General features: G+C 33.5%; 23 protein-coding genes. 15 read left to right on the forward strand and 8 right to left on the reverse strand.

All coding sequences use genetic code 11. From position 1 onward, the window contains the following. Positions 1 to 114: 114 nt before the first annotated feature. The 5 genes from CVIC12175_RS01220 to CVIC12175_RS01240 are packed head-to-tail and all read right to left on the reverse strand — an operon-like array spanning position 115 to position 3,929. Positions 115 to 648, reverse strand: a complete 534-nt coding sequence (locus CVIC12175_RS01220; protein ID WP_086248734.1) for a DUF2393 family protein — start codon at positions 646 to 648, stop codon at positions 115 to 117. Beyond that, complete coding sequence (locus CVIC12175_RS01225; RefSeq protein WP_086254277.1) at positions 648 to 1,172, reverse strand: DUF2393 family protein; 525 nt, start codon at positions 1,170 to 1,172, stop codon at positions 648 to 650. The genes CVIC12175_RS01220 and CVIC12175_RS01225 overlap by 1 nt, the downstream gene beginning before the upstream one ends. Next, positions 1,162 to 1,899 carry a bifunctional phosphoribosyl-AMP cyclohydrolase/phosphoribosyl-ATP diphosphatase HisIE gene (gene hisIE / locus CVIC12175_RS01230; protein WP_086257066.1) on the reverse strand — a complete coding sequence of 246 codons (738 nt, stop codon included), beginning with the start codon at positions 1,897 to 1,899 and terminating at the stop codon, positions 1,162 to 1,164. Before hisIE ends, CVIC12175_RS01225 begins: the two co-directional genes overlap by 11 nt. Before the next feature lie 9 nt (positions 1,900 to 1,908). Then, on the reverse strand, positions 1,909 to 2,994 hold the full coding sequence (locus CVIC12175_RS01235) for an SPFH domain-containing protein (RefSeq protein WP_086254275.1): 1,086 nt from the start codon (positions 2,992 to 2,994) through the stop codon (positions 1,909 to 1,911). A 14-nt stretch (positions 2,995 to 3,008) separates the two neighbouring features. Then, complete coding sequence (locus CVIC12175_RS01240; protein WP_086257067.1) at positions 3,009 to 3,929, reverse strand: branched-chain amino acid transaminase; 921 nt, start codon at positions 3,927 to 3,929, stop codon at positions 3,009 to 3,011. Between the two features lie 204 nt (positions 3,930 to 4,133). Between CVIC12175_RS01240 and CVIC12175_RS01245 the strand changes: the two genes are divergently transcribed. The 10 genes from CVIC12175_RS01245 (at position 4,134) to CVIC12175_RS01290 (ending at position 14,176) form a co-directional block, all read left to right on the forward strand. Next, on the forward strand, positions 4,134 to 4,334 hold the full coding sequence (locus CVIC12175_RS01245; protein ID WP_086248729.1) for a tautomerase family protein: 201 nt from the start codon (positions 4,134 to 4,136) through the stop codon (positions 4,332 to 4,334). Continuing rightward, positions 4,334 to 4,852 (forward strand): thioredoxin-dependent thiol peroxidase, encoded by a 519-nt coding sequence (gene bcp, locus CVIC12175_RS01250; protein ID WP_236861082.1) that lies wholly within the window; start codon positions 4,334 to 4,336, stop codon positions 4,850 to 4,852. The genes CVIC12175_RS01245 and bcp overlap by 1 nt, the downstream gene beginning before the upstream one ends. Before the next feature lie 5 nt (positions 4,853 to 4,857). Further along, positions 4,858 to 5,931, forward strand: coding sequence for an epoxyqueuosine reductase QueH (locus tag CVIC12175_RS01255; RefSeq protein ID WP_086257068.1), 1,074 nt, complete (start codon positions 4,858 to 4,860; stop codon positions 5,929 to 5,931). Positions 5,932 to 6,038: 107 nt separating this feature from the next. Beyond that, on the forward strand, positions 6,039 to 6,485 hold the full coding sequence (gene fabZ, locus CVIC12175_RS01260) for a 3-hydroxyacyl-ACP dehydratase FabZ (RefSeq protein ID WP_086246967.1): 447 nt from the start codon (positions 6,039 to 6,041) through the stop codon (positions 6,483 to 6,485). 12 nt (positions 6,486 to 6,497) lie between these two features. After that, complete coding sequence (gene lpxA, locus CVIC12175_RS01265; RefSeq protein ID WP_086246966.1) at positions 6,498 to 7,283, forward strand: acyl-ACP--UDP-N-acetylglucosamine O-acyltransferase; 786 nt, start codon at positions 6,498 to 6,500, stop codon at positions 7,281 to 7,283. Next, positions 7,283 to 8,497 carry an ATP-dependent Clp protease ATP-binding subunit ClpX gene (clpX, locus tag CVIC12175_RS01270; RefSeq protein WP_086255731.1) on the forward strand — a complete coding sequence of 405 codons (1,215 nt, stop codon included), beginning with the start codon at positions 7,283 to 7,285 and terminating at the stop codon, positions 8,495 to 8,497. The genes lpxA and clpX overlap by 1 nt, the downstream gene beginning before the upstream one ends. Before the next feature lie 9 nt (positions 8,498 to 8,506). After that, positions 8,507 to 9,541 (forward strand): rod shape-determining protein, encoded by a 1,035-nt coding sequence (locus CVIC12175_RS01275; RefSeq protein WP_086246964.1) that lies wholly within the window; start codon positions 8,507 to 8,509, stop codon positions 9,539 to 9,541. Beyond that, positions 9,534 to 10,280, forward strand: coding sequence for a rod shape-determining protein MreC (mreC, locus tag CVIC12175_RS01280; RefSeq protein WP_086248724.1), 747 nt, complete (start codon positions 9,534 to 9,536; stop codon positions 10,278 to 10,280). Before CVIC12175_RS01275 ends, mreC begins: the two co-directional genes overlap by 8 nt. Before the next feature lie 171 nt (positions 10,281 to 10,451). Further along, positions 10,452 to 13,706 carry a carbamoyl-phosphate synthase large subunit gene (gene carB, locus CVIC12175_RS01285; protein WP_086315801.1) on the forward strand — a complete coding sequence of 1,085 codons (3,255 nt, stop codon included), beginning with the start codon at positions 10,452 to 10,454 and terminating at the stop codon, positions 13,704 to 13,706. Positions 13,707 to 13,753: 47 nt separating this feature from the next. Then, entirely contained in the window at positions 13,754 to 14,176 is a 423-nt protein-coding gene (locus tag CVIC12175_RS01290) for a Sua5/YciO/YrdC/YwlC family protein (protein WP_086315802.1), read from the forward strand. Here the strand turns inward: CVIC12175_RS01290 and CVIC12175_RS01295 are convergent. The 3 genes from CVIC12175_RS01295 to surE are packed head-to-tail and all read right to left on the reverse strand — an operon-like array spanning position 14,169 to position 16,457. Next, positions 14,169 to 15,050, reverse strand: a complete 882-nt coding sequence (locus CVIC12175_RS01295; protein ID WP_086255737.1) for a nuclease-related domain-containing protein — start codon at positions 15,048 to 15,050, stop codon at positions 14,169 to 14,171. The two genes, CVIC12175_RS01290 and CVIC12175_RS01295, sit on opposite strands and share 8 nt — an antisense overlap. Then, a complete protein-coding gene (locus CVIC12175_RS01300) occupies positions 15,044 to 15,685 on the reverse strand; it encodes a tRNA threonylcarbamoyladenosine dehydratase (protein WP_086257070.1) in 642 nt (213 codons plus the stop codon). The genes CVIC12175_RS01295 and CVIC12175_RS01300 overlap by 7 nt, the downstream gene beginning before the upstream one ends. Further along, the gene (surE, locus tag CVIC12175_RS01305) at positions 15,675 to 16,457 is read right to left on the reverse strand and encodes a 5'/3'-nucleotidase SurE (protein ID WP_086248717.1); all 783 of its coding nucleotides are present in this window, start codon (positions 16,455 to 16,457) and stop codon (positions 15,675 to 15,677) included. The genes CVIC12175_RS01300 and surE overlap by 11 nt, the downstream gene beginning before the upstream one ends. A gap of 80 nt (positions 16,458 to 16,537) precedes the next feature. On the opposite strand from surE, the gene lpxB reads away from it, so the two are divergent. Genes lpxB through CVIC12175_RS01330 form a run of 5 tightly spaced genes read left to right on the forward strand, consistent with a single transcriptional unit; the run spans position 16,538 to position 20,779 of the window. Beyond that, complete coding sequence (gene lpxB / locus CVIC12175_RS01310) at positions 16,538 to 17,563, forward strand: lipid-A-disaccharide synthase (protein ID WP_086315803.1); 1,026 nt, start codon at positions 16,538 to 16,540, stop codon at positions 17,561 to 17,563. Positions 17,564 to 17,605: 42 nt separating this feature from the next. Beyond that, positions 17,606 to 18,091, forward strand: coding sequence for a transcription elongation factor GreA (gene greA / locus CVIC12175_RS01315; protein ID WP_086254263.1), 486 nt, complete (start codon positions 17,606 to 17,608; stop codon positions 18,089 to 18,091). 18 nt (positions 18,092 to 18,109) lie between these two features. Further along, positions 18,110 to 19,117, forward strand: a complete 1,008-nt coding sequence (gene argC, locus CVIC12175_RS01320) for an N-acetyl-gamma-glutamyl-phosphate reductase (RefSeq protein ID WP_086302876.1) — start codon at positions 18,110 to 18,112, stop codon at positions 19,115 to 19,117. Continuing rightward, positions 19,114 to 19,830, forward strand: coding sequence for a UDP-2,3-diacylglucosamine diphosphatase (locus tag CVIC12175_RS01325; protein ID WP_086302874.1), 717 nt, complete (start codon positions 19,114 to 19,116; stop codon positions 19,828 to 19,830). Before argC ends, CVIC12175_RS01325 begins: the two co-directional genes overlap by 4 nt. Beyond that, positions 19,823 to 20,779, forward strand: a complete 957-nt coding sequence (locus CVIC12175_RS01330) for a chemotaxis protein (protein WP_086246953.1) — start codon at positions 19,823 to 19,825, stop codon at positions 20,777 to 20,779. Before CVIC12175_RS01325 ends, CVIC12175_RS01330 begins: the two co-directional genes overlap by 8 nt. Positions 20,780 to 20,784: the final 5 nt, after the last annotated feature.

The following is a 20,784-nucleotide window of genomic DNA, read 5'->3' on the forward strand; positions in this document are numbered from 1 at the left end:
TTTTATCAAAGGTTATATTTATAATAACTTAAAATATATATGTTAATTATCATAAGTAAATTATATATAAGTATAGATTTAAGTTAAATTTAAATTTAACTTAAATCTAGTTAGTTATTTGCAATTTAAAGTATAGTTTGTGGTATGATTTTTAAAATGAGCTGGATAAGGCATAGTAAAGCTAAAGCTCTTTTGCTCGCCACTTGCTAGATCTTTGACGATTAAAAACTCAGCCTTTTGTGAGCCTTTTTGGCTGTGAGAGCTACCGATATAAGTTTGGAAAAATCCACGATTTTCAAAGGCGCTTGCTTCAAGCTTTTTGACTGGAGTATTGATTAGTTCTATATTCATTACACATGAGTTGATATAACCATAGCCTACATTTTTTACTACTCCGCTGTAGCTTATAGTTTCGTTGATTAAGGTGCGTTTGCCATATAGGTCATCTATGACTGCTACTTTGGTGTATTTATCTATTAATATCATAGAGATTATAGCTAAAGAGCTCATTACTGCGACATTAGCTATTATAAAACTAATGGCAATTTTTACCCGTTTTTCTTTTAAGATTATTAAGTAGGTAAATCCACCAAACATAGCTATTATAAGAAGCAACATAAGAATATGAAATAGATTGAAATAACTCATTAAAAACACTCCGAATTTAATTTTGTGCTATAGTTTTGTGGGCGAAAATCTCTTATTATAAATTTAATTTGTTCAGTATGACCTGGTGGTATCTGTTCTATTATGGCTGTTTGTGTGTGAAATGGAGTCAGTCTAAATTTAAAATTTTGCACACTATTTTTACCAATAGTGTGAAAGCTTAATCTTACTCGGCACTTTTTAAATACTCTTTTAGAGGTATTAGTAAGATTGATATCAGCTATCATAATATCAGAGTAGTATAATTGACGAAGCGGTGCAGCTACAATCTCTCTTGGGCGTGTAGTATTATCAATAAATTTAAGCGAATAATACATTCCAGCACCAAGTCCGCCAAAATCTAATAAAAATAAAAATAGCGCAAAAAGTGGCTTTTTAAATAGCATATAAAGTGCTAAAACTAAAATTGCAAAAAATAGCAAAATCACCCATGAAAGAGCGATATAATCATAAAATCCAAAGTTATTTATGTAGAATTTAATTGTAGTTGAGATGCTACTTGTCACGGGAATTCTTCTCTTCTATTCCGCTTATGCCTTCACGGCGTTTTAACTCATCTAATATGGCACTTGGATGAATATCATAATCAGCCAAAGCTACAATCATATGAAATAAAACATCAGCTGCTTCATATATTGCATCATATTTTGGATTATCTTTTATATGCTCGCCAAAGTTCTCTTTATTATGATTTGAATAGAGCTTAAATCTTTGTAAATCTTTAATAGCCAAAGCAAATTCGCAAGCCTCTTCAGATATCTTTTTGAGATATTTATCTGGTGATTTGGCATATAGCTTGCAGATATAAGAATCAGGTTTTGGGCTTAGCTTTCTATCTAGAGCTATGTGATAGAGATGGTCTAAAATATCGTATTTTATCTCTTTATTTAAATTTAGCCTATTTTTTTGCTCTAAATTTAAATAGTTAAAAAAGCAAGATCTCTCTCCAGTATGACAAGCGATACCGCCTACTTGTTCTACTTTTAAAAGTAGTGCATCGCTATCGCAATCAAGGCTAAGAGATTTTACAATTTGAAAGTTGCCGCTCTCTTCACCCTTTTTCCAAATTCTAGATTTAGTGCGTGAGTAGTAGTGGGCTAGGCCAGTGTTTTTAGTAAGCTCAAAGGCCTCTTGATTCATATATGCAAGCATTAAAACTTCATTAGTGGAAGCTTCTTGAACTATTACTGGAAGCATATTATCAATCTTATCCCAATTTACACTCACACTCATCTAATATCCTTAATTTTGTGTTGAAATTTGTCTTTGTTTATCTTTGGTATCTACCCAGATATTTGGAACAGCTCCACCAGGAGTTAAGAATATCTTAGCATCTGTATTTGTTTTTAAAGCTTCATTGAACTCTTTTTGAGTTTGGATCTGTTTTAGCTCTAAAAGATTATTTGTAAGACTTCTTGCTATTTGTGAATTTGAGTAAGCTTGTGCGTCAGCTTCTATTTTTACAGCATCGGCTCTACCTTGGGCTTCGATTTTTACAGCTTCAGCTGTACCTTTAGCAAGGGCGGCTTTTTTAAGTGCTTCTTGGTTTGCACGCTCAACCTCATATTTAGTTCTTTCAGCCTCTTGTTTTGCTATTTGAACTCTTTCAATCTGCTCTTTTACTTTTGGTGGTAAGATTATCTCTCTTAGCTGAACACTAGCTAATTCTACTGGCTGATTTGGCTGCTTGTCTATATCTGAGCGAATGCCCATATCAATAGCTGCTGCAATATCATTTCTACGCTCTGGAAGCTCTTCGGCTGTGTATTTACCAGTTACATTTCTTACAACATTTCTTACAACTGGGTCTATTATTTTATTTTCCCAGCTAAAGCCCCACGCAGCTATTGTTTGTGGTGCATTTTGTGGATTTAGACGATACTGAACAGTAATATCCATACTAACAGGAAGTCCACGAGAGTCTAAAACCGATATAGTATCTTTAGTTTCAATTCCACTACCACGGAAATTTGTCTCATTTCTACCTTCTGTAGAGGTGTAATTAATCTGTCGAACTTTAGTATCAACTATACGCACCTCTTGAATAAAAGGTATAAAGAAGTGAAATCCTGGTTGAAGTGGATTTGGGTCAAATTTACCAGCAGTAGATTTGATACCTACCTCACCTGAGTTGATAACCACAAATGGCTTAGCTACTACTAAGATGACAATTATAGCGATTAAAGCATATATAACACCGCTAAATTTACCTAACCCTCCGCTCAAATTTGGTACATTTGGTTTTTTAAAATTAAAATTTGGCTTTCTCTCATCACTATTTGAGTTGCCATTTTTTTTATTAAAATAATCATTTAAATCTGCAGGCAATTTCTATCCTTTAATTAAATATAAGTAAGTAGATGTTCGTATTTTGGATTTTTACCCATTACGATATCAAAATATGCACTTTGAAGCTTTTGTGATACTGAGCCTCTTTTACCGCTACCAATTATTCTACTATCTATGCTGCTAATAGGAGTAACTTCTGCAGCAGTACCAGTAAAGAATGCCTCATCTGCGTTATAAGCCTCATCTCTTGTAATTCTTTGGCGTAAAACTGTGTAGCCTAGATCTTTTGCTATTTGGATTACATTTTTTTGTGTGATACTCTCTAGACTTGTATCATTTGGTGGGGTGATTATTATGCCATCTTTAACTATAAAGAAGCACTCACCGCTACCCTCAGCGATAAATCCTTGTGGATCAAGTAGTAAAGCTTCATCACAACCTGCCTCATGAGCTTCGTAATTTGCCATTTGAGAGTTAAAGTAGTTAGCGCTTGCTTTGGCTTTTGACATCATAGAAAATGGTGCTGGTTTCATCCATGAAGCAATTTTGACTTTTATACCATTTTGAAGTGCCTCTTCGCCCATATATGCACCCCATTGCCAAGCCGCAATTGCTACATTTACTGGGCAACCGATGTGGCTAACACCCATTTTGCCATATCCTAAGAATACAAGCGGACGAATATATACATTGTCTGTGTAAGTATTGCTTTTTAATAGGTCAATATGAGCTTGATTGATCTGTTCGTAAGTAAATGGAATTGTAATCCCGCAAGCCTTTGCTGATTCAAAAAGCCTTTTAGTATGTGCATTTAAGCAAAAAATCGCTAAGCCTTTTGGCGTCATATATGCTCTAACCCCTTCAAACACTGCATTTCCATAGTGTAATGAGTGAGTTAAAACATGAGTTGTAGCCTCGTGCCATTTGACTAGTTTGCCATCATACCATATATGTTCTGCTTCTGGTAGTGCCATTGTGTAACCTCTTTATGAAAAATTTTTAGACAATATTCTATCTAAATTTAATTAATAAACTGGTAAAAATTTGATAAAGAGTAAAAATATTGAATTTAATCTTTTAATAATATCTAAGAAATAGTATATAAAATTTACCCTTTTATCTTTTGTTTTTTAATCTTAGATATAATTTGCCAAATTTAATTGAAAAAGGAATTAAGTATGCCAATTATAAATATTAAATTAGCCGATCCGATGCCAAGTAGGGAAAAATTAGATGAGATCGCCGTTAAAATCACAGATATAATGGTAAATGATTTAGGTAAAAAGCCTGAGCGTGTGGTTATAAATTTTGATGAGATTAGAAGCGATGCGACATATTTTGGTGGTAAATCTGTCCAAGCTATGAAAGAGGGTAAATAATGGCAGAGAAAATAAAAGAAGCTATGGTATTTAATCAAGAAGATATTGATCGCAAAGTGGTATTAACAGCTGGTGATAAGGCTCCAGAGTTTGAACTAGAAAATAGTGATGGAGTAAGTATTAATTTAAGAGATTTTAGAGGTAAAAATGTAGTATTATACTTCTACCCTAAAGATAATACTCCAGGATGCACGACTGAAGCGTGTGAATTTAGTGCAAATTATGATGAGTTTATAGCCAATGATACTGTAATTGTAGGAGTTAGTCCAGATAGTACTAAGAGCCATAGTGGATTTATCGCAAAGCAAAATTTAAAACATATCTTATTAAGTGATATTAATAAAGAAGTTGCAAAAGCATATGGCGTGTGGCAGGTAAGAAAAAACTATGGCAAAGAGTATCTAGGCATAGTAAGAACTACATTTATCATAGATAAAGAGGGTAAAATAGCAAAAGTTTATAAAAGTGTAAAAGCAGCCGGCCATGCTGCTAAAGTCTTAGCTGATTTAATAAAGTAGGCAATTTGTTAGTACATATATGTTGTAGTGTAGATAGTCATTACTTTATTACTGAGTTGCAAAAACTATATCCAAATGAGCGTATTATTGGATATTTTTATGATCCTAATATACACCCTTATAGTGAGTTTTTGTTAAGGTTTAAAGATGTTAAGCGAAGTTGTAAAAAGCTTGGCGTAGATGTAATATGTGGTGAGTATGAGTATGAAGAGTGGCTAAAAGGTACTAAAGGACTTGAAGATGAACCAGAAAAAGGCAAAAGGTGTTCTTATTGTTTTGAGTTTCGTGTAGGAAATAGCGCAAAGGCCGCCATAGAATTAGGGTGTAAAAAGATTACTACAACCTTACTAATGAGTCCTAAAAAGGATTTTACACAGTTAGAAAATGCACTAAATAACGCTATAAAAGGGACAAATTTAGAATCTGTTGCTGTGGATTTAAGAAAAAATGGCGGTACGCAAAGACAATTTGAACTAGCTAAAAATGATAAACTTTATCATCAAAATTATTGCGGATGTATCTATGGTCTTATAAAACAACGCAAAGATGAAGAGGTAATAGATGAGTTATGTGAGCCTCTTGGAGCGCAAATTCAGCCTAGTTCAATACGCTATAGATTAAAGCTATATAAAAGAGTAAGAAAATTTGAAAAAAGCGGTACTAAATTTGATCTAATCAGACAAAAGATATTAAATTATAGATTAAGATTTGCTAGAGTGAAATTTGAGCAAAATGTAATTCCTAGCTACTTTTTATTCTATTCGCATTTTAGATTAAAAAGTTCTAAATTTAATATTGAAAAACAATCAGATTTTATCAATATAAATAAAGATGATATTAAGATTATTACGCTTAGTAAGTTTAATTTGCTTGGTGGTTTTAAATATAAAAATACAATTGATATAATATTTAATCCACCAAAATTAAAAAAAGAGCTAAAATTGCGTAAAAGACTTACTGGTTCGCACTTTAATCTAAGCCCTATAATAGTAATCGATGAGATAAGATCAGGTAAATATATAGTAGAAGCTAATACTCAAATATTCCCTTCAAGCATAGAGACGGTGATAAAAATTTAAAAAAATCTATCTAAATTTAGTTAAAATTTCTAATATTTTTTATAAAATTCAACTAATATTTTGCTAAATTTAGATACAATCTAGCACTTTTTATTCCGAGGTATTTTATGATAGATGTAGTTGAAATTCAAAAAATATTACCACACAGATATCCATTTTTGCTTATTGATAGAGTGGTTGAGCTAGAACCTAATAAATGCATTAAAGGGTATAAAAATATTACAATTGCTGAACAAGTTTTCCAAGGTCACTTTCCAGGCCATCCTATATATCCAGGTGTTATGATTATTGAAGGTATGGCACAAGCTGGTGGTATTTTGGCATTTAAGAGCTTAGGCGAAGAAGAGCAAGTAGATACTCAAAATAAAGTAGTATATTTTATGAGTATTGATGGAGCTAAATTTAGATCTCCTGTTCGTCCTGGCGATAGATTAGAGTATCGTTTAGAGGTATTAAAGCATAAGGGAAATATTTGGGTGTTAGCCGGTCAGGCTTATGTAGATGATAAGCTAGTAGCCGAAGCTGAGCTAAAGGCGATGATAGTAGATAAGTAATAAGTAGAAAATATGCAGATTCATAGTACAGCAGTAGTTGAAGATGGTGCGATTTTAGGCAAGGGATGTGTAGTAGAGCCATATGCTTTTGTCAGTTCAAAGGCAGTCTTAGGCGATAGTGTTACAATAAAACAAGGTGCTAGAATTATCGGAGATACCCACATTGGTAGTGGTAGCAAGATTTATAGCTATGCAATTGTTGGTGATATACCGCAAGATATTAGCCACTCTATTGAGGATACTGGTGGGGTTAGAATTGGTAAAAATGCAACTATTAGAGAGTTTGCTACAATTAATTCAGGAACTAAAAAAGGCGATGGATATACTATAATTGGTGATAATAATTTTATAATGGCTTATACGCATATAGCTCATGATTGTCGCTTAGGAGATGGGATTATTTTAGCTAATGGCGTAACCTTAGCTGGACATGTTATCATAGATGATTATGCAGTTATTGGTGGTCTTACTCCGGTGCATCAATTTGTGCATATTGGTGAGAGCTGTATGATAGCTGGAGCATCGGCTCTAAGCCAAGATGTAGTACCATTTTGTTTAGCTGAAGGAAATAGAGCCTATATTAGAAGCTTAAATTTAGTTGGAATTCGTAGAAGATTTGATAAGGATATAGTGGAACAGATTAATAAAGCTTATAAATTTCTATTTAAAAGTGGTGGCGGATTAAAAGATAGAGCCTTAGAGCTTTTAGAGCAAAATCCTACACTAGAAGCTAGAAAAATGTGCGAGTTTATCATAAATACAAAAAGAGGAATACCGCTTGATAAGGGGAGAGATTAATGGCTAGAAAGTGTAGTTTTTGCGGTGAGAGCGAAGCAAACGATAGAAAACTTTTAGCTAATGAGAGTGATAGCTCATTTATATGCGAATTTTGCGTAGATGCAGCATATAGTGCAGTTCATGGTGATGAATCAAGTCAAAATAACCAGCCTGTTATGGATTATAAAGATATTACGCCAAAGATTTTAAAGGGCGTTTTAGATGATTATGTAATTGGCCAAGAAAGAGCAAAAAAGGTATTTAGCGTAGGTGTTTATAATCATTATAAAAGAATATTTAAACAACACAGCATTGAAGATGATACTGAAATTTCAAAATCAAATATTTTGCTAATTGGTCCTACAGGAAGTGGCAAGACCTTAATGGCTCAAACTTTAGCTAGATTTTTAGATGTTCCAATAGCAATTTGCGATGCTACTAGTTTGACTGAGGCCGGATATGTAGGAGAGGATGTAGAAAATATCCTTACAAAATTATTAAATGCAGCTGGCGGTGATGTAGCTAAAGCTCAGCAAGGAATTGTTTTTGTAGATGAGATTGATAAAATTGCTAGAATGGGTGAGAATAGATCAATTACTCGTGATGTAAGTGGCGAAGGCGTCCAACAAGCGTTATTAAAAATTATTGAAGGCAGTGTAGTAAATATCCCGCCAAAAGGTGGAAGAAAGCACCCAAATCAAGATTTTATTCAGATTGATACTACAAATATTTTATTTGTTTGTGGCGGGGCTTTTGATGGACTTAAAGATATTATTGAGCGTAGGCTTGGTAAAAATGTTTTAGGTTTTGGTCAAGAAAAACGTGGCAAGAGTGATAAATCAAATTTGCTTAGTCTTGTAGAACCTGATGATTTAGTGCATTTTGGGCTTATTCCTGAACTTATTGGTAGATTGCATGCTATTACTACCTTAAATGAGATTACAACTGAGGATATGATAAGAATCCTAACTCAGCCAAAAAATGCACTTTTAAGACAGTATGAAAAGCTATTTGCTATTGATGGTGCAAAACTTAAATTTGAAGATGAAGCTATAAAAGAGGTGGCAAATCAAGCTATCAAGCGTAAAACAGGCGCTAGAGGCTTAAGAAGTATAATGGAAGATGTGATGATAGATATAATGTATGATCTTCCAGAGTTAAAAGGTTATGATGTAATAATATCAAAAAATGTAATTGATGGTGAAGCAAAACCATTATTAATGAAAGCAAAATAAAGGAGATATATGATTTTAGATCAATTAGTAGGACTTTTTTCTAGCGATATGGGAATCGATCTAGGTACGGCAAACACATTAGTTTTAGTAAAAGATAAGGGTATTGTTATAAACGAACCAAGCGTAGTAGCAGTCCAAAGAGAAAAATATGGCAAACAAAAGATATTAGCAGTTGGACATGATGCTAAAGAGATGGTAGGTAAAACTCCAGGCGATATCGAAGCGATTAGACCTATGAGAGATGGAGTTATTGCTGATTTTGATATGACTGAGAAGATGATTAGATATTTTATCGAAAAAACTCACAGAAGAAAGACATTTTTACGTCCTAGAATCATAATCTCTGTACCATATGGCTTAACTCAAGTAGAGAGAAAGGCTGTTAGAGAGAGTGCATTATCAGCTGGTGCTAGAGAGGTGTTTTTGATTGAAGAGCCTATGGCAGCAGCTATTGGGGCAAACCTACCAATCCGCGAACCTCAAGGTAGCTTAGTTGTAGATATTGGTGGTGGCACTACTGAGATTGGTGTTGTTTCTCTTGGTGGTTTAGTAATATCTAAAAGCATTAGAACAGCAGGCGATAAGTTAGATGCAAGTATTATGAACTATGTAAAAGAGAAGTATAACTTGCTAATTGGTGAGAGAAATGGTGAAGATATTAAGATAAAAATCGGTTCAGCAATCCAACTACCTAAAGAGCTATCTATGGTAGTAAAAGGTCGTGATCAAGTAAGCGGTCTATTAAGTCGTATCGAGCTTACAAGTGAGGATATTAGAGAAGCGATGAGAGAACCACTAAAAGAGATCGCTGATGCACTAAAAACGGTCTTAGAAAATATGCCGCCTGATTTAGCTGGTGATATAGTAGAGCGTGGTGTAGTGCTTACAGGAGGCGGAGCGTTAATTAGAGGTTTAGATAAATATCTATCTGATATTGTCAAACTACCTGTATATGTAGCTGATGAGCCACTTCTTGCAGTAGCTAGAGGTACTGGTAAGGCTTTAGAAGAGATAGGACTTTTGCATCAATTAATCAATGAATAAAATTAAATTTTTATTGATAATAGTCTGTTTAGGATTTATAACATTTTACCTAAGTGATTATGCTAGAAGTATAGTGATAAATAGCACAAATTTTGTGCTATCACTATATCAAGATACAAGAGATTTTATTATAGAGACTATTGATGAGCATTTTGATCAAGCTGATGAGATAAGGGCTCTTAGAGAGCAAAATGCAGAGTTAGAACACTCTGCGACATTGCTCTCGGCATTTGCTTATAAACTAGATACCTTACTAAGCGAGCAAAACTCAACTAGATTTAATCCTGATGTTAAGCTTGTTAGAGCAATATCATATATGAATATTGGAGATCATGATAAAATTTGGATTGATTTTGATGAATTTGATGAGAATAGAATTTATGGCCTAATCTCTCAAGGTAAGACTGCTGGTATAGTAGTAAATAAAGATGGAAATCCATTAGCACTACTTCAAACAGATCCAAAATCTACATTTTCAGTAAGTATTGGCGAGCAACAAATTGCTGGAATCGCTACTGGAAATGGCAAGAATATTGTAGTTAAATTTATAGCTCAGTGGCTAAATCCAAAAATAGGCGATGAAGTATATACAAGCGGGCTTGATGGAATATTTTTTGGCGGAGTGCCAGTTGGTAAAATTAGTAAAGTATATGAAGAAGAGCTATATAAAAGCGCAATCGTTGAAACTGATCTAAAAATACAAGTTCCAAGCTATCTATATATAGTAACAAACCAATAATAGTTAAATTTCATCTAAATTTCTAAAACAAATTCTTAAATTTGGGATTAAATTTTATCTCTTTTTATGCTGATTTTTATCTACAATTCAATATAATTACGCTTAGTTTTTATTTGAAATCAAAATAAATTGATAATCTTAAAATGCATATAAATTAAGAGGGGTAGAACTATGCCAAAAAGAGAAGATATCAAGACAATTTTATTAATAGGTAGTGGTCCTATTATCATCGGCCAGGCTTGTGAATTTGATTATAGTGGTACTCAGGCTGCTAAGACTTTAAAAGAGTTAGGCTATAAAGTAGTACTAATTAACTCAAATCCAGCTACAATTATGACAGATCCAGACTTTGCCGATGCAACATATATTGAGCCAATTACTAAAGAGAGCATTAGTAGAATTATTAAAAAAGAGAATGTAGATGCGCTCTTACCTACGATGGGTGGTCAAGTTGCTTTAAATGTGGCTATGGAGCTTTATGAAAATAATATGCTTGGCGATGTTAAATTCCTAGGTGCTAATCCAGAAGCGATTAAAAAAGGGGAAGATAGGGTAGCATTTAAAGAGGCTATGATTAAAATCGGTATGGATCTACCAAAATCTATGTATGCATACAATATGGAAGAGGCTCTAAAAGCTGCTAATGAGATTGGATTTCCGCTTATTATTAGAGCGAGCTATACTCTTGGCGGTGCTGGTAGTGGTGTGGCATATAACCTTGATGAGTTTAGAGATATTGCTGAGAGTGGGATTGAGGCTAGTCCAATAAATGAGATTTTAATAGAAGAGAGTTTGCTAGGATGGAAAGAGTATGAGATGGAGGTTATTAGAGATAGAGCTGATAACTGCATTATCGTCTGCTCTATTGAAAACTTTGATCCTATGGGCGTGCATACAGGTGATTCTATAACTGTAGCTCCAGCACTTACTTTAACTGATAAAGAGTATCAATATATGCGTGATGCAAGCTTTAAAATCTTGCGTGAAATTGGCGTAGATACTGGAGGCAGCAATGTGCAATTTGCTGTAAATCCAAAAAATGGCCGAATGACTGTAATTGAGATGAATCCACGCGTAAGCAGAAGCTCAGCCCTAGCTAGTAAGGCTACAGGCTACCCAATTGCTAAGGTAGCAACTATGTTAGCTGTTGGCTTTACTCTTGATGAGATTAAAAACGATATCACAGGGACACCAGCAAGCTTTGAGCCAGTAATTGATTATATAGTAACTAAAATTCCTAGATTTACCTTTGAAAAATTCCCAGGTTCTAATCCATATCTAGGCACTGCGATGAAGAGTGTTGGCGAGGTTATGGCAATTGGTAGAAGTTTTAAAGAGAGCGTTCAAAAGGCTCTTTGTAGTTTAGAAAAAGATTATAGTGGATTTAATCATCTAAATTTAAGCGATGAAGATTTGGTTTTTGGATTAAGAAATGGCCATGAAAATAGAATTTTATATATTGCACAAGCTTTTAGAAATGGTAAAAGCGTAGAAGATGTTTATGAATTAACTAAGATTGATAGATGGTTTTTAACTCAAATTTATGAGATAATTGAATTTGAAGACCGTATCGATATGGATATTTTAAATGATAAAGAGCTATTAAGAAAGGCTAAAACTTGGGGCTTTAGCGATAAGATGATAGCGCATTTAATCAATTCTAAAGATAATCTAGAACTAAGTCAAAATGATATATATTATGCTAGAATGCGTCACCAAATTGGCTTAGAATATAGCGAGGTTGATACTTGTGGTGGCGAGTTTCTAGCACTGACCCCATATTTATATAGTAGCACAAATATCACTCCAAATTTACCAAATCTACCTACAAATAGCAATAATAAAAAGGTTTTAATAATTGGCGGAGGCCCTAATCGTATAGGTCAAGGTATCGAGTTTGATTATTGTTGTGTTCATGCTAGCTATGCTTTAAGAGATTTAGGTGTTACAACTATTATGTATAACTGTAATCCTGAAACTGTATCAACTGACTATGATACTAGCGATATTTTATATTTTGAACCAATTGATTTTGAACATTTAAGAGCGGTAATTGAGCGTGAAAATCCAGATGGTGTTATCGTTCATTTTGGCGGACAGACTCCACTTAAATTTTCTAAACGCTTATCAATGATCGGTGCTAAGATCATTGGAACTACAGCTAGAGTAATCGATATTGCTGAAGATAGAAAAAAATTTAGTGAGTTTATCCGCTTAGTTAATGTAGCTCAACCTGATAATGATACTGCTATTAGCGAATCTGAAGCACTAGAAAAGGCAAATAAAATCGGCTATCCAGTTTTAGTTCGCCCTAGCTATGTCTTAGGCGGTAGAGCAATGAGAAGAGTTCATAGCGAACTTGAGCTTAAAGAGTATATGAGTGAAGCAGTTAGAGTTAGTAATAACTCTCCAGTTTTACTTGATAAGTTTTTACAAGATGCAACTGAGCTTGATGTAGATGCTATTAGCGATGGCAAAGATGTATATATCGGTGCGATTATGGAACATATAGAAGAGGCTGGAATTCATAGTGGTGATAGTGCTAGTATCCTTCCTCCTTGCAATCTTTCTAAAGAGATTATAGCTCAAGTTGAGAGTTGCACAAAAGATATAGCGCTTAAATTAGGCGTAGTAGGTTTGATGAATATTCAATTTGCTGTATATAATGATAAATTATATATTATCGAGGTTAATCCAAGGGCTAGCCGTACAGTACCATTTGTAAGTAAAGCTACAGGCTTGCCAATGGCGAAGGTAGCAACACGCGTAATGTGGCAAGGTAATTTAAAAGAGGCGCTTGAGTTTTATGATCAATTTAAAGTAGTTAAATTTGATGGTGAAATTTATAAACCAAGCCTAAATGGTGTAGTATGCGTTAAAGAGAGCGTATTCCCATTTAATAAATTAAGTGGAGCTGATCTAATCTTAGGGCCAGAGATGAAAAGTACTGGCGAGGTTATGGGTATTAGCGATAGCTTTGAAAAGAGTTTTGTTAAATCGCAAATTGCAGCTAAAAATATCTTGCCAAGTGGTGGTACTGTCTTTATCAGTTTAGCTGATGCAGATAAGAACCGCGGTATTGAACTGGCTAAGAAATTTGAAAATTTAGGTTTTGAGATTGTAGCAACTGGTGGTACATATAAAACTCTAGCTCAAGCTGGAGTAAAATGCGAGATGGTTTATAAAATTAGTGAAGGCCGTCCAAATATCGAAGATAAACTCAAAAACTCACAAATTGCACTAGCAGTAAATACTAGCGATTCTAAAAGTAGTACAAGCGATGCAGTTAAGATTCGCCAAGCGGTATTAAGGTTTAAAATTCCATATTTTACAAATATGAATGCAGCTTTAAAAGCAGCTGAATCAATTAGCTCAAATGAAGAGGCCTTAGAGGTTAAGAGCTTGCAAGAGTATCTAAACAGATAATAAATTTGCCACGCTTAGTCGTGGCAGCTTATTTAAGATATATTTAAATGATCTACCTAGCGCAAACTGATACAACAGCTGGATTTTTAAGCAAAGATTTAAAAAAGTTAAATGCTATTAAAAATCGCCCATTAAATCAACCATGTTTAATATGTGTAAGCAAATTTAAAAATTTGCAAAACTTTTCACGCGTACCAAAAAAGTATAAAAATCTAATACGCCGCTCCAAAAAAACAACATTTATATATCCAAATTTAAAAGCCATCAGAGTAGTAAAAGATCATCCTCATACTAAGTTATTAGATAAATTAGAGTGGGCATATTCTACTAGTGCAAACCCTCATAAAAAAGCATTTGATATCGAATTTGCGGTAGCTAATGCTGATATAATTATAGATACAAAATTCACCCCAGCACAAGCTTCAAAAATTTATAAAATATCTAAAACAAATATAAGAAGAATTAGATAATTTCATCATCTTTTACTATTTTTTCTATTAGGCCAAATTTAATATGCTTAATTCCATATCCGCCAGCTTGAATAAATCCTACGCTATCGTTTGGATGAATTTTATATATTTTAGATTTAATTTTGAGCTTTTTTCGTTTGCCAAAAAGTGCGTTAATAAAGCTTATTGTGCTATTTCTTTGCCAGTTTAGATCTAAATTTACCCTAAAATGTTTTGGTAGTTTTTTCTTTTTACTACCAATTAAAAAGTATCGTATAGACCCAGTTAGCACCTCGCCACCATATAGATGAAGTCTAGACCATACAGTCATAGAGCTTAGAATCTCTCTTAATCTATTTTGCTCATCGCTATTTGGGCGTATTTTATTGTGATTTTTATGTATTAGATTTAAAAAGTTATGTTTAGTAATTATCTGCTTATTTTGCCTAATTTGTTTAGACATACTAATTCTAGTTTTATCAAAAACTACAAAGCTTAGCACTGTATAGTTGCTTAGATTAAACTCCTTATTAGCTAGAAAATCTTTAAAAATTTGAGTATGTTTAAGTAGTTTGGCAAATGGATCTTGATGTGCGATGGTGCGTTTTTTGGTTGTTTGTATCCACTCATCGCCTTCAATCTTAATGCTACCAACCCAGTGCTTAAACTCTATAAGATAAATTTTAAATCCATCAACTATGATAAAATCTATCTCATGAAGTCCAGCTTCGCTATCTTTTACGCGTTTATTTTTATATATATTTAGACCTTTAATCTGGCTAATAGTATCAAAAAATTCGCTTTCAGCTAAATTTCCAGCACGACTAACCATATCAGGTGGTGTTATGCTTGGATTTGATACTAGCTTATAATTTTGCCAAAAGTTTTTTAGCATTTAATTAGCCTATTTACTGCAAGTGCAGCTAAATTTAATCCAAAACTCGCAGTTACTCCAATAAAGCTTCCTAAGTTGGTGCAGTTTGGCAATTCGCTAGAAAAAACTACCTTAAAATCTCCATTAAATCCAGCCTTTTTTAGCTCATATCTAATTTTTTTAGCAAATGGGTCATTGTAGGTTTTCCATATACTATCTATTTTTATAGCAGTCGGATCTAATCTTTTAGCTCCCCCCATTGAACTTAAAAGCTTTTTATAAGTTTTTGTAATTAGAGCAATTTTTGCTGGTATATCATCAATGCAATCTATAACCAAATCAAACTCATCTAAATTTAAATTATCAATATTTTCTGGAGTAAGTCTTAAATTTACACACTTTATACCAGGATATAATTTAGCAAATACATCTGTTTTATATTCGCCTACAAAGTTGCTACCTATTTGGCGATTTTGATTAGTTATATCAAATTTATCACAATCTACTGCAGTTATGCCTATAACTCCGCTACGGTATAAAGCATCAATGCAAACCCCACCTACGCCACCACATCCACACACTAGTACTTTAGCATTTTGAAGTTTTGCAAATCCATCGCCAAATATCCAGCGACTTCTAGTAAATCTATCGTTCATTAATTGTCCAGTTTTTTAAAATTTCAATACTTTTATATGAGGTCATATCAAGCTTAATTGGTGTTAAACTAGCGTAGTTTTGATTAAGAGTTGTAATATCGCAATCATAGCCTAAATCAGCAGCATAGCGAATCCCAGGCGTACCTAGCCAGTAGTATTCAAGGCCTCTTGGATTGCGATGAATTTGTGCATTTGTGTTATAATTTTGCTGACCTACTGGCACTATCTTTAAGCCTTTATATTCATTTTTTGAAACTGCTGGAATATTTAAATTTAAAAACTCTCTTCCATCTAGCGGATAGCCATTTTCAAAGATATTTTGTACAAGTTCTAAGGTAATTTCACACGCTAGATCAAATCCAAATTTATCCAAACTATCATTATTATACAGCTGTGAAACAGCAATTGAATTTACCCCTTGAAGTGTGCCTTCCATTGCTCCGCCACAAGTACCTGAATATGTGATATCTTCACCGACATTTGCACCATGGTTTATTCCACTTATTACAAGATCTGGCTTTTTATGCTTAAACATTGTCTCAAGCGCTAAATAGATACAATCACTAGGAGTAGCATCATCAAGCTTAAAAAATCCATCATCTAGTTGAATAAATCTAAGCGGGCGAGTAAGTGTAATAGAGTGAGCGCAGGCTGATTTTTCGCTACTAGGTGCTACGACTGTAACATTTGCTATTTGGCGTAGCTTATCACGCAAAGCAAGCAGACCAGCAGCTTCAAATCCATCATCATTTGTTATAAGTATCTCTTTCACATTTTTCCTTTTTTGATTAAATTTTACCTATAATTTTTAAATTGTTGGCTATAATTTAGGCTAAATTTAAAAGGGAAATTATGAAAATTTTAGTTTCATCGCTAGAAGCATCGGCAAATTTGCATTTAAAAGAGATATTAACTCATCTTAATAATGTGCAAATTTGTGGCATATTTGATAAAAGATTTGGAGATGCGCTATATGATAGTAAGGAGTTTAGCGCTATGGGGTTTGTTGAAATTTTGCCACTGATTTTTAAGGCTAAAAAAGCATTAAAGCAGATGGTAGAACTAGCTCGTGATTGCGATAGAGTTTTGCTTATTGATAGTCCAGCTTTTAATATCTCATTAGCTAAAGCCATTAAAGAAGCAGGGCTAAAGTGTGAAATAATCTATTATATCTTGCCACAAGTGTGGGCATGGAAGAAAAAGCGAGTAGCAAAGGTGGAGAGATATTGTGATAGGCTTGCATCTATTTTGCCATTTGATGAGAAATTTTATAATAAAAGCGAGTATGTAGGGCATCCACTTTTAGATGAGATAAATGTGCAAAAAACCACCCATACAAAAAATTCAATTATAGCTTTTATGCCAGGTTCAAGGCGTAGCGAGATTAGTCGCCTTATGCCTTTATATAAAGAAGTAGCTAAAAATATTGAGGCTAAAAAGCTCTTAGTTATACCCCCATTTTTGGCTAAAAATATAGATGAATATTATGGCGATGTGAGTGAATTTGAGATTGTATATGATGCTAAAGACGCCTTAATGGCTAGTGAGTTTGCCTTTATCTGTTCTGGTACTGCAACGCTAGAAGCAGCACTTATAGGTACTCCGTTTGTGCTTTGCTATAAGGCTAAAGCAATTGATATTTTTATAGCTAGAAGATTAGTAAAGCTAAAATACGCAGGATTAGCAAATATAATATTTGATTTTATGGGTAAAGAGCCACTTCATACAGAGTTAATACAAGAGAGTGCTACAGTACAAAATCTATTAAAATCTTATGAGCATTACGATGCGAATAAATTTTTAAAATCATGCAATGAACTAAGAGAGTATTTAAAACATGGAAGCGCAAAGAGTGTTGCTGAGATGATTTTAAGATAAAATAGGATAGAATCGCAAATTTAAATATATGAAGGAAAAGTTATGACAGAGCCGATGACAATGTATGGTTATGAAAAAATTACTGCTGAGTTAAAAGATTTAAAAACAGTCCAAAGACCAGCAATTGTTCAAGAGATCGATATAGCAAGAAGCCATGGAGATTTAAAAGAAAATGCCGAGTATCACGCTGCTAGAGAGAAGCAAGCCTTTATAGAAAATAGAATTGCTGAATTAAGCGATATTGTAAGTAGAGCCAAAGTAATTGACCCAAGTGAGTATGAACATGATAAGGTTAAATTTGGCTCTACTGTTACAATAATGGATGTAGATACTGAGATGGAGACTACATATACAATAGTTGGAGTTACAGAGAGCAATCTTGAGCGAGGATTAATCTCGATTTCAACACCAATTGCCAAGCAGCTAATAGGCAAAAAAGAGGGCGATGATGTGGTTTTAACCTTGCCAAATGGTAGGGTTGAGATTGAGATTGTAGAGGTTAAATATCAAGATATAGTTTTTGAATAATTTAGTTAGGATATAGCTATGATAAGAGTAGGAATAGTCGGAATTAGCGGATATACCGGCTTAGAATTAGTAAAGATGATAGTAGCTCATCCATATTTTGAGTTAAGCTACGCTGGGGCTAGTAGTAGCGGAGTTTTATCTGAGAATTTTAGCAGTTTAAAAGGTGTTATTGATATAGAAATCAAAAAAGCAGATGCTGATGAGATAAAATCTAAATGTGATTTAGTATTTTTAGCTTTACCGCATACTGAAGGAATGAAATTAGCAAGTATGCTTAGAGGTAGTGGTGTAAAAATTGTAGATTTATCGGCTGATTATAGGGTAAGTCAAGCTAATTATGAGAAAAACTACTGCCCACATCTAGATCCAAAAGGGTTAGAAGATGCTGTTTATGGATTAGTAGAGATAAATCGCAATAAGATAAAAAATGCAAATTTAATTGCAAATCCAGGCTGTTATCCTACTTGTAGCTTGCTAGGGCTTTTGCCATTTGCTAATATGCTCAAAAGCGATGTGATGATTGATGCAAAAAGTGGATTAAGTGGAGCTGGAAAAGGGCTAAAATCAAGTAGCCATTTTATTAGTGTAAATGAGAATATGAATGCTTACTCGCCTCTAACGCACAGACATAGTGATGAGATTAGTGAGCATTTAAATTTAAATCTTAGTCAAAAGATTGATGTGATGTTTGTCCCGCATTTGATCCCACTTAGCCGTGGAATGTTAGTTAGTAGCTATGGATTTTTAAATGATGAATTTAAAGATATTGATCCGCTTGAAATATTAAAAGAGTTTTATAAAGATGAGAGATTTATACGAATAAGACGCGAACCTGTAAGCATTAAAGATGTAGCTGGAACGCACTTTTGTGATATTTATGCTATGAATCATAATGGTAAAATTTGGATAAATTCAAGCATAGATAATCTACTTCGTGGCGCCTCATCTCAAGCAATAGCAAACGCAAATTTAATTATGGGAATAGATGAGAGTACTGCTTTGCCTATTATAGGAAACTCTATATGACCATTTTAGATGGGGCGATATTTATAGCTGATGCACATGAAAACAATAAACGGCGTGAATTTTTAAAACTTATTAAAAGTTTTAATAACGGCATTTTGCCTACTCCACCGCAAATATTTTTAGTAGGAGATATATTTGATTATCTTAGTTGTACAAGTTATAGCCAAATAGTTTATAAAGAGTGGATTGATGAGCTAAATTTGCTGGCTAAAAAAACTCAAATTTACTATTTTGAAGGTAATCACGATTTTAATCTTAGTTCTATTTTTAATCAAATTAAGCTATATCCGCTCTCATCTCAACCAGTAATTTTTAATCTAAATAATAAGAAAGTTGCCATAGCGCATGGGGATATATATTTAGGATTTTTTACCCAAACCTCACTTAAAATGCTTCGTAATTCTACATTTTTAAAAATTATGAATTTCGTTGATTGGATATTTAAATTTAAAATTACGAAAAAGATTTTATCAAGCCAAGAAAATAAAGAATTATCCTATAAAATATCAAATTTTAAAGAGCTTATAGCTAAAAAAATAGATAATTATAAAAGCGATATGGTGATAGAAGGACACTATCATCAGGGGGTTAAATTTCAAATAAATACAAAAGATTATATAAATTTACCTTGTTTTGCGTCTGAGCGTAGTTATTTTATTGTAAAATATGGTACTGAAATTAAATTTCAACTCACAAGGAGCCCAAATGTTTGATGATAATATCTTAAAAACGGGTTCGAATGAGATGGAGCTTGTTGATTTTCGTATCTTAAAACAAGGCAAAGATACTGTATATGAAGGAATATATGGAGTAAATGTCGCTAAGGTAAAAGAGATCATTAAGATGCCAAATCTCACCGAACTACCAGGTGTGCCTGATTATATTGAGGGGATTTTTGACTTGCGTGGTGTTGTTATCCCTGTTATTAATCTTGCTAAATGGATGCAGATTGAAGAGCCTAAAGAGGCTATTTTAAAACCTAGAGTTATTATTGCTGAGTTTAGCAATATATTTATTGGTTTTATAGTTCATGAAGCTAAAAGAATTAGACGCATTAATTGGAAAGATATAGAACCAGCAAATTTTGCTGGAAGTGCTGGTACTGGTACTTTAGATAGGTCTAAGATTACAGGTGTAACAAGAATAGAAAATGATGATGTTTTGCTTATTCTTGATCTTGAAAGCATTGTAGAAGAGTTGGGAATTTATCAGCCAAAAATGGAAGTTGAGGTTGATGATATCCATAAATTTAGTGGCGTAGCTCTTATTTTAGATGATAGTTTAACTGCTAGAAGACTCGTTAGCGAGGCATTAACTAAGATGGGCTTAAGAGTAGTTGAGGCTAAAGATGGTGTAGAAGGATTAGAGAAATTAAATGATCTACACTCAATGTATAAAGATGATTTAGATCAAAATCTTAGAGTTATCATCAGCGATGTTGAGATGCCACAAATGGATGGGTTCCACTTTGCAGCAAATGTAAAAGATGATAAGAGATTTACTAATATTCCTATTATCTTTAATTCATCATTGAGTAATGAATTTAGTGAGCTTCATGGTAAAGATGCAGGCGGAGATGCATTCTTGACTAAATTTAACGCCACAGAATTCTATAAAGCAGTTTCAAAAGTAATTGAAGCACGTAAAAAATATATCAGTTAAGAGGT

It is taken from the genome of Campylobacter vicugnae (assembly GCF_002139875.1).
GTDB lineage: Bacteria > Campylobacterota > Campylobacteria > Campylobacterales > Campylobacteraceae > Campylobacter > Campylobacter vicugnae.

Coding starts and splice junctions, on each gene's coding strand:
- CVIC12175_RS01220 (WP_086248734.1), bottom strand. CDS start 648: ATGAGTTATTTCAATCTATTTCATATTCTTATGTTGCTTCTTATAATA.
- hisIE (WP_086257066.1), bottom strand. CDS start 1,899: ATGAGTGTGAGTGTAAATTGGGATAAGATTGATAATATGCTTCCAGTA.
- CVIC12175_RS01240 (WP_086257067.1), bottom strand. CDS start 3,929: ATGGCACTACCAGAAGCAGAACATATATGGTATGATGGCAAACTAGTC.
- CVIC12175_RS01245 (WP_086248729.1), top strand. CDS start 4,134: ATGCCAATTATAAATATTAAATTAGCCGATCCGATGCCAAGTAGGGAA.
- bcp (WP_236861082.1), top strand. CDS start 4,334: ATGGCAGAGAAAATAAAAGAAGCTATGGTATTTAATCAAGAAGATATT.
- fabZ (WP_086246967.1), top strand. CDS start 6,039: ATGATAGATGTAGTTGAAATTCAAAAAATATTACCACACAGATATCCA.
- lpxA (WP_086246966.1), top strand. CDS start 6,498: ATGCAGATTCATAGTACAGCAGTAGTTGAAGATGGTGCGATTTTAGGC.
- clpX (WP_086255731.1), top strand. CDS start 7,283: ATGGCTAGAAAGTGTAGTTTTTGCGGTGAGAGCGAAGCAAACGATAGA.
- CVIC12175_RS01275 (WP_086246964.1), top strand. CDS start 8,507: ATGATTTTAGATCAATTAGTAGGACTTTTTTCTAGCGATATGGGAATC.
- mreC (WP_086248724.1), top strand. CDS start 9,534: ATGAATAAAATTAAATTTTTATTGATAATAGTCTGTTTAGGATTTATA.
- carB (WP_086315801.1), top strand. CDS start 10,452: ATGCCAAAAAGAGAAGATATCAAGACAATTTTATTAATAGGTAGTGGT.
- CVIC12175_RS01290 (WP_086315802.1), top strand. CDS start 13,754: ATGATCTACCTAGCGCAAACTGATACAACAGCTGGATTTTTAAGCAAA.
- CVIC12175_RS01295 (WP_086255737.1), bottom strand. CDS start 15,050: ATGCTAAAAAACTTTTGGCAAAATTATAAGCTAGTATCAAATCCAAGC.
- CVIC12175_RS01300 (WP_086257070.1), bottom strand. CDS start 15,685: ATGAACGATAGATTTACTAGAAGTCGCTGGATATTTGGCGATGGATTT.
- lpxB (WP_086315803.1), top strand. CDS start 16,538: ATGAAAATTTTAGTTTCATCGCTAGAAGCATCGGCAAATTTGCATTTA.
- greA (WP_086254263.1), top strand. CDS start 17,606: ATGACAGAGCCGATGACAATGTATGGTTATGAAAAAATTACTGCTGAG.
- argC (WP_086302876.1), top strand. CDS start 18,110: ATGATAAGAGTAGGAATAGTCGGAATTAGCGGATATACCGGCTTAGAA.
- CVIC12175_RS01325 (WP_086302874.1), top strand. CDS start 19,114: ATGACCATTTTAGATGGGGCGATATTTATAGCTGATGCACATGAAAAC.
- CVIC12175_RS01330 (WP_086246953.1), top strand. CDS start 19,823: ATGTTTGATGATAATATCTTAAAAACGGGTTCGAATGAGATGGAGCTT.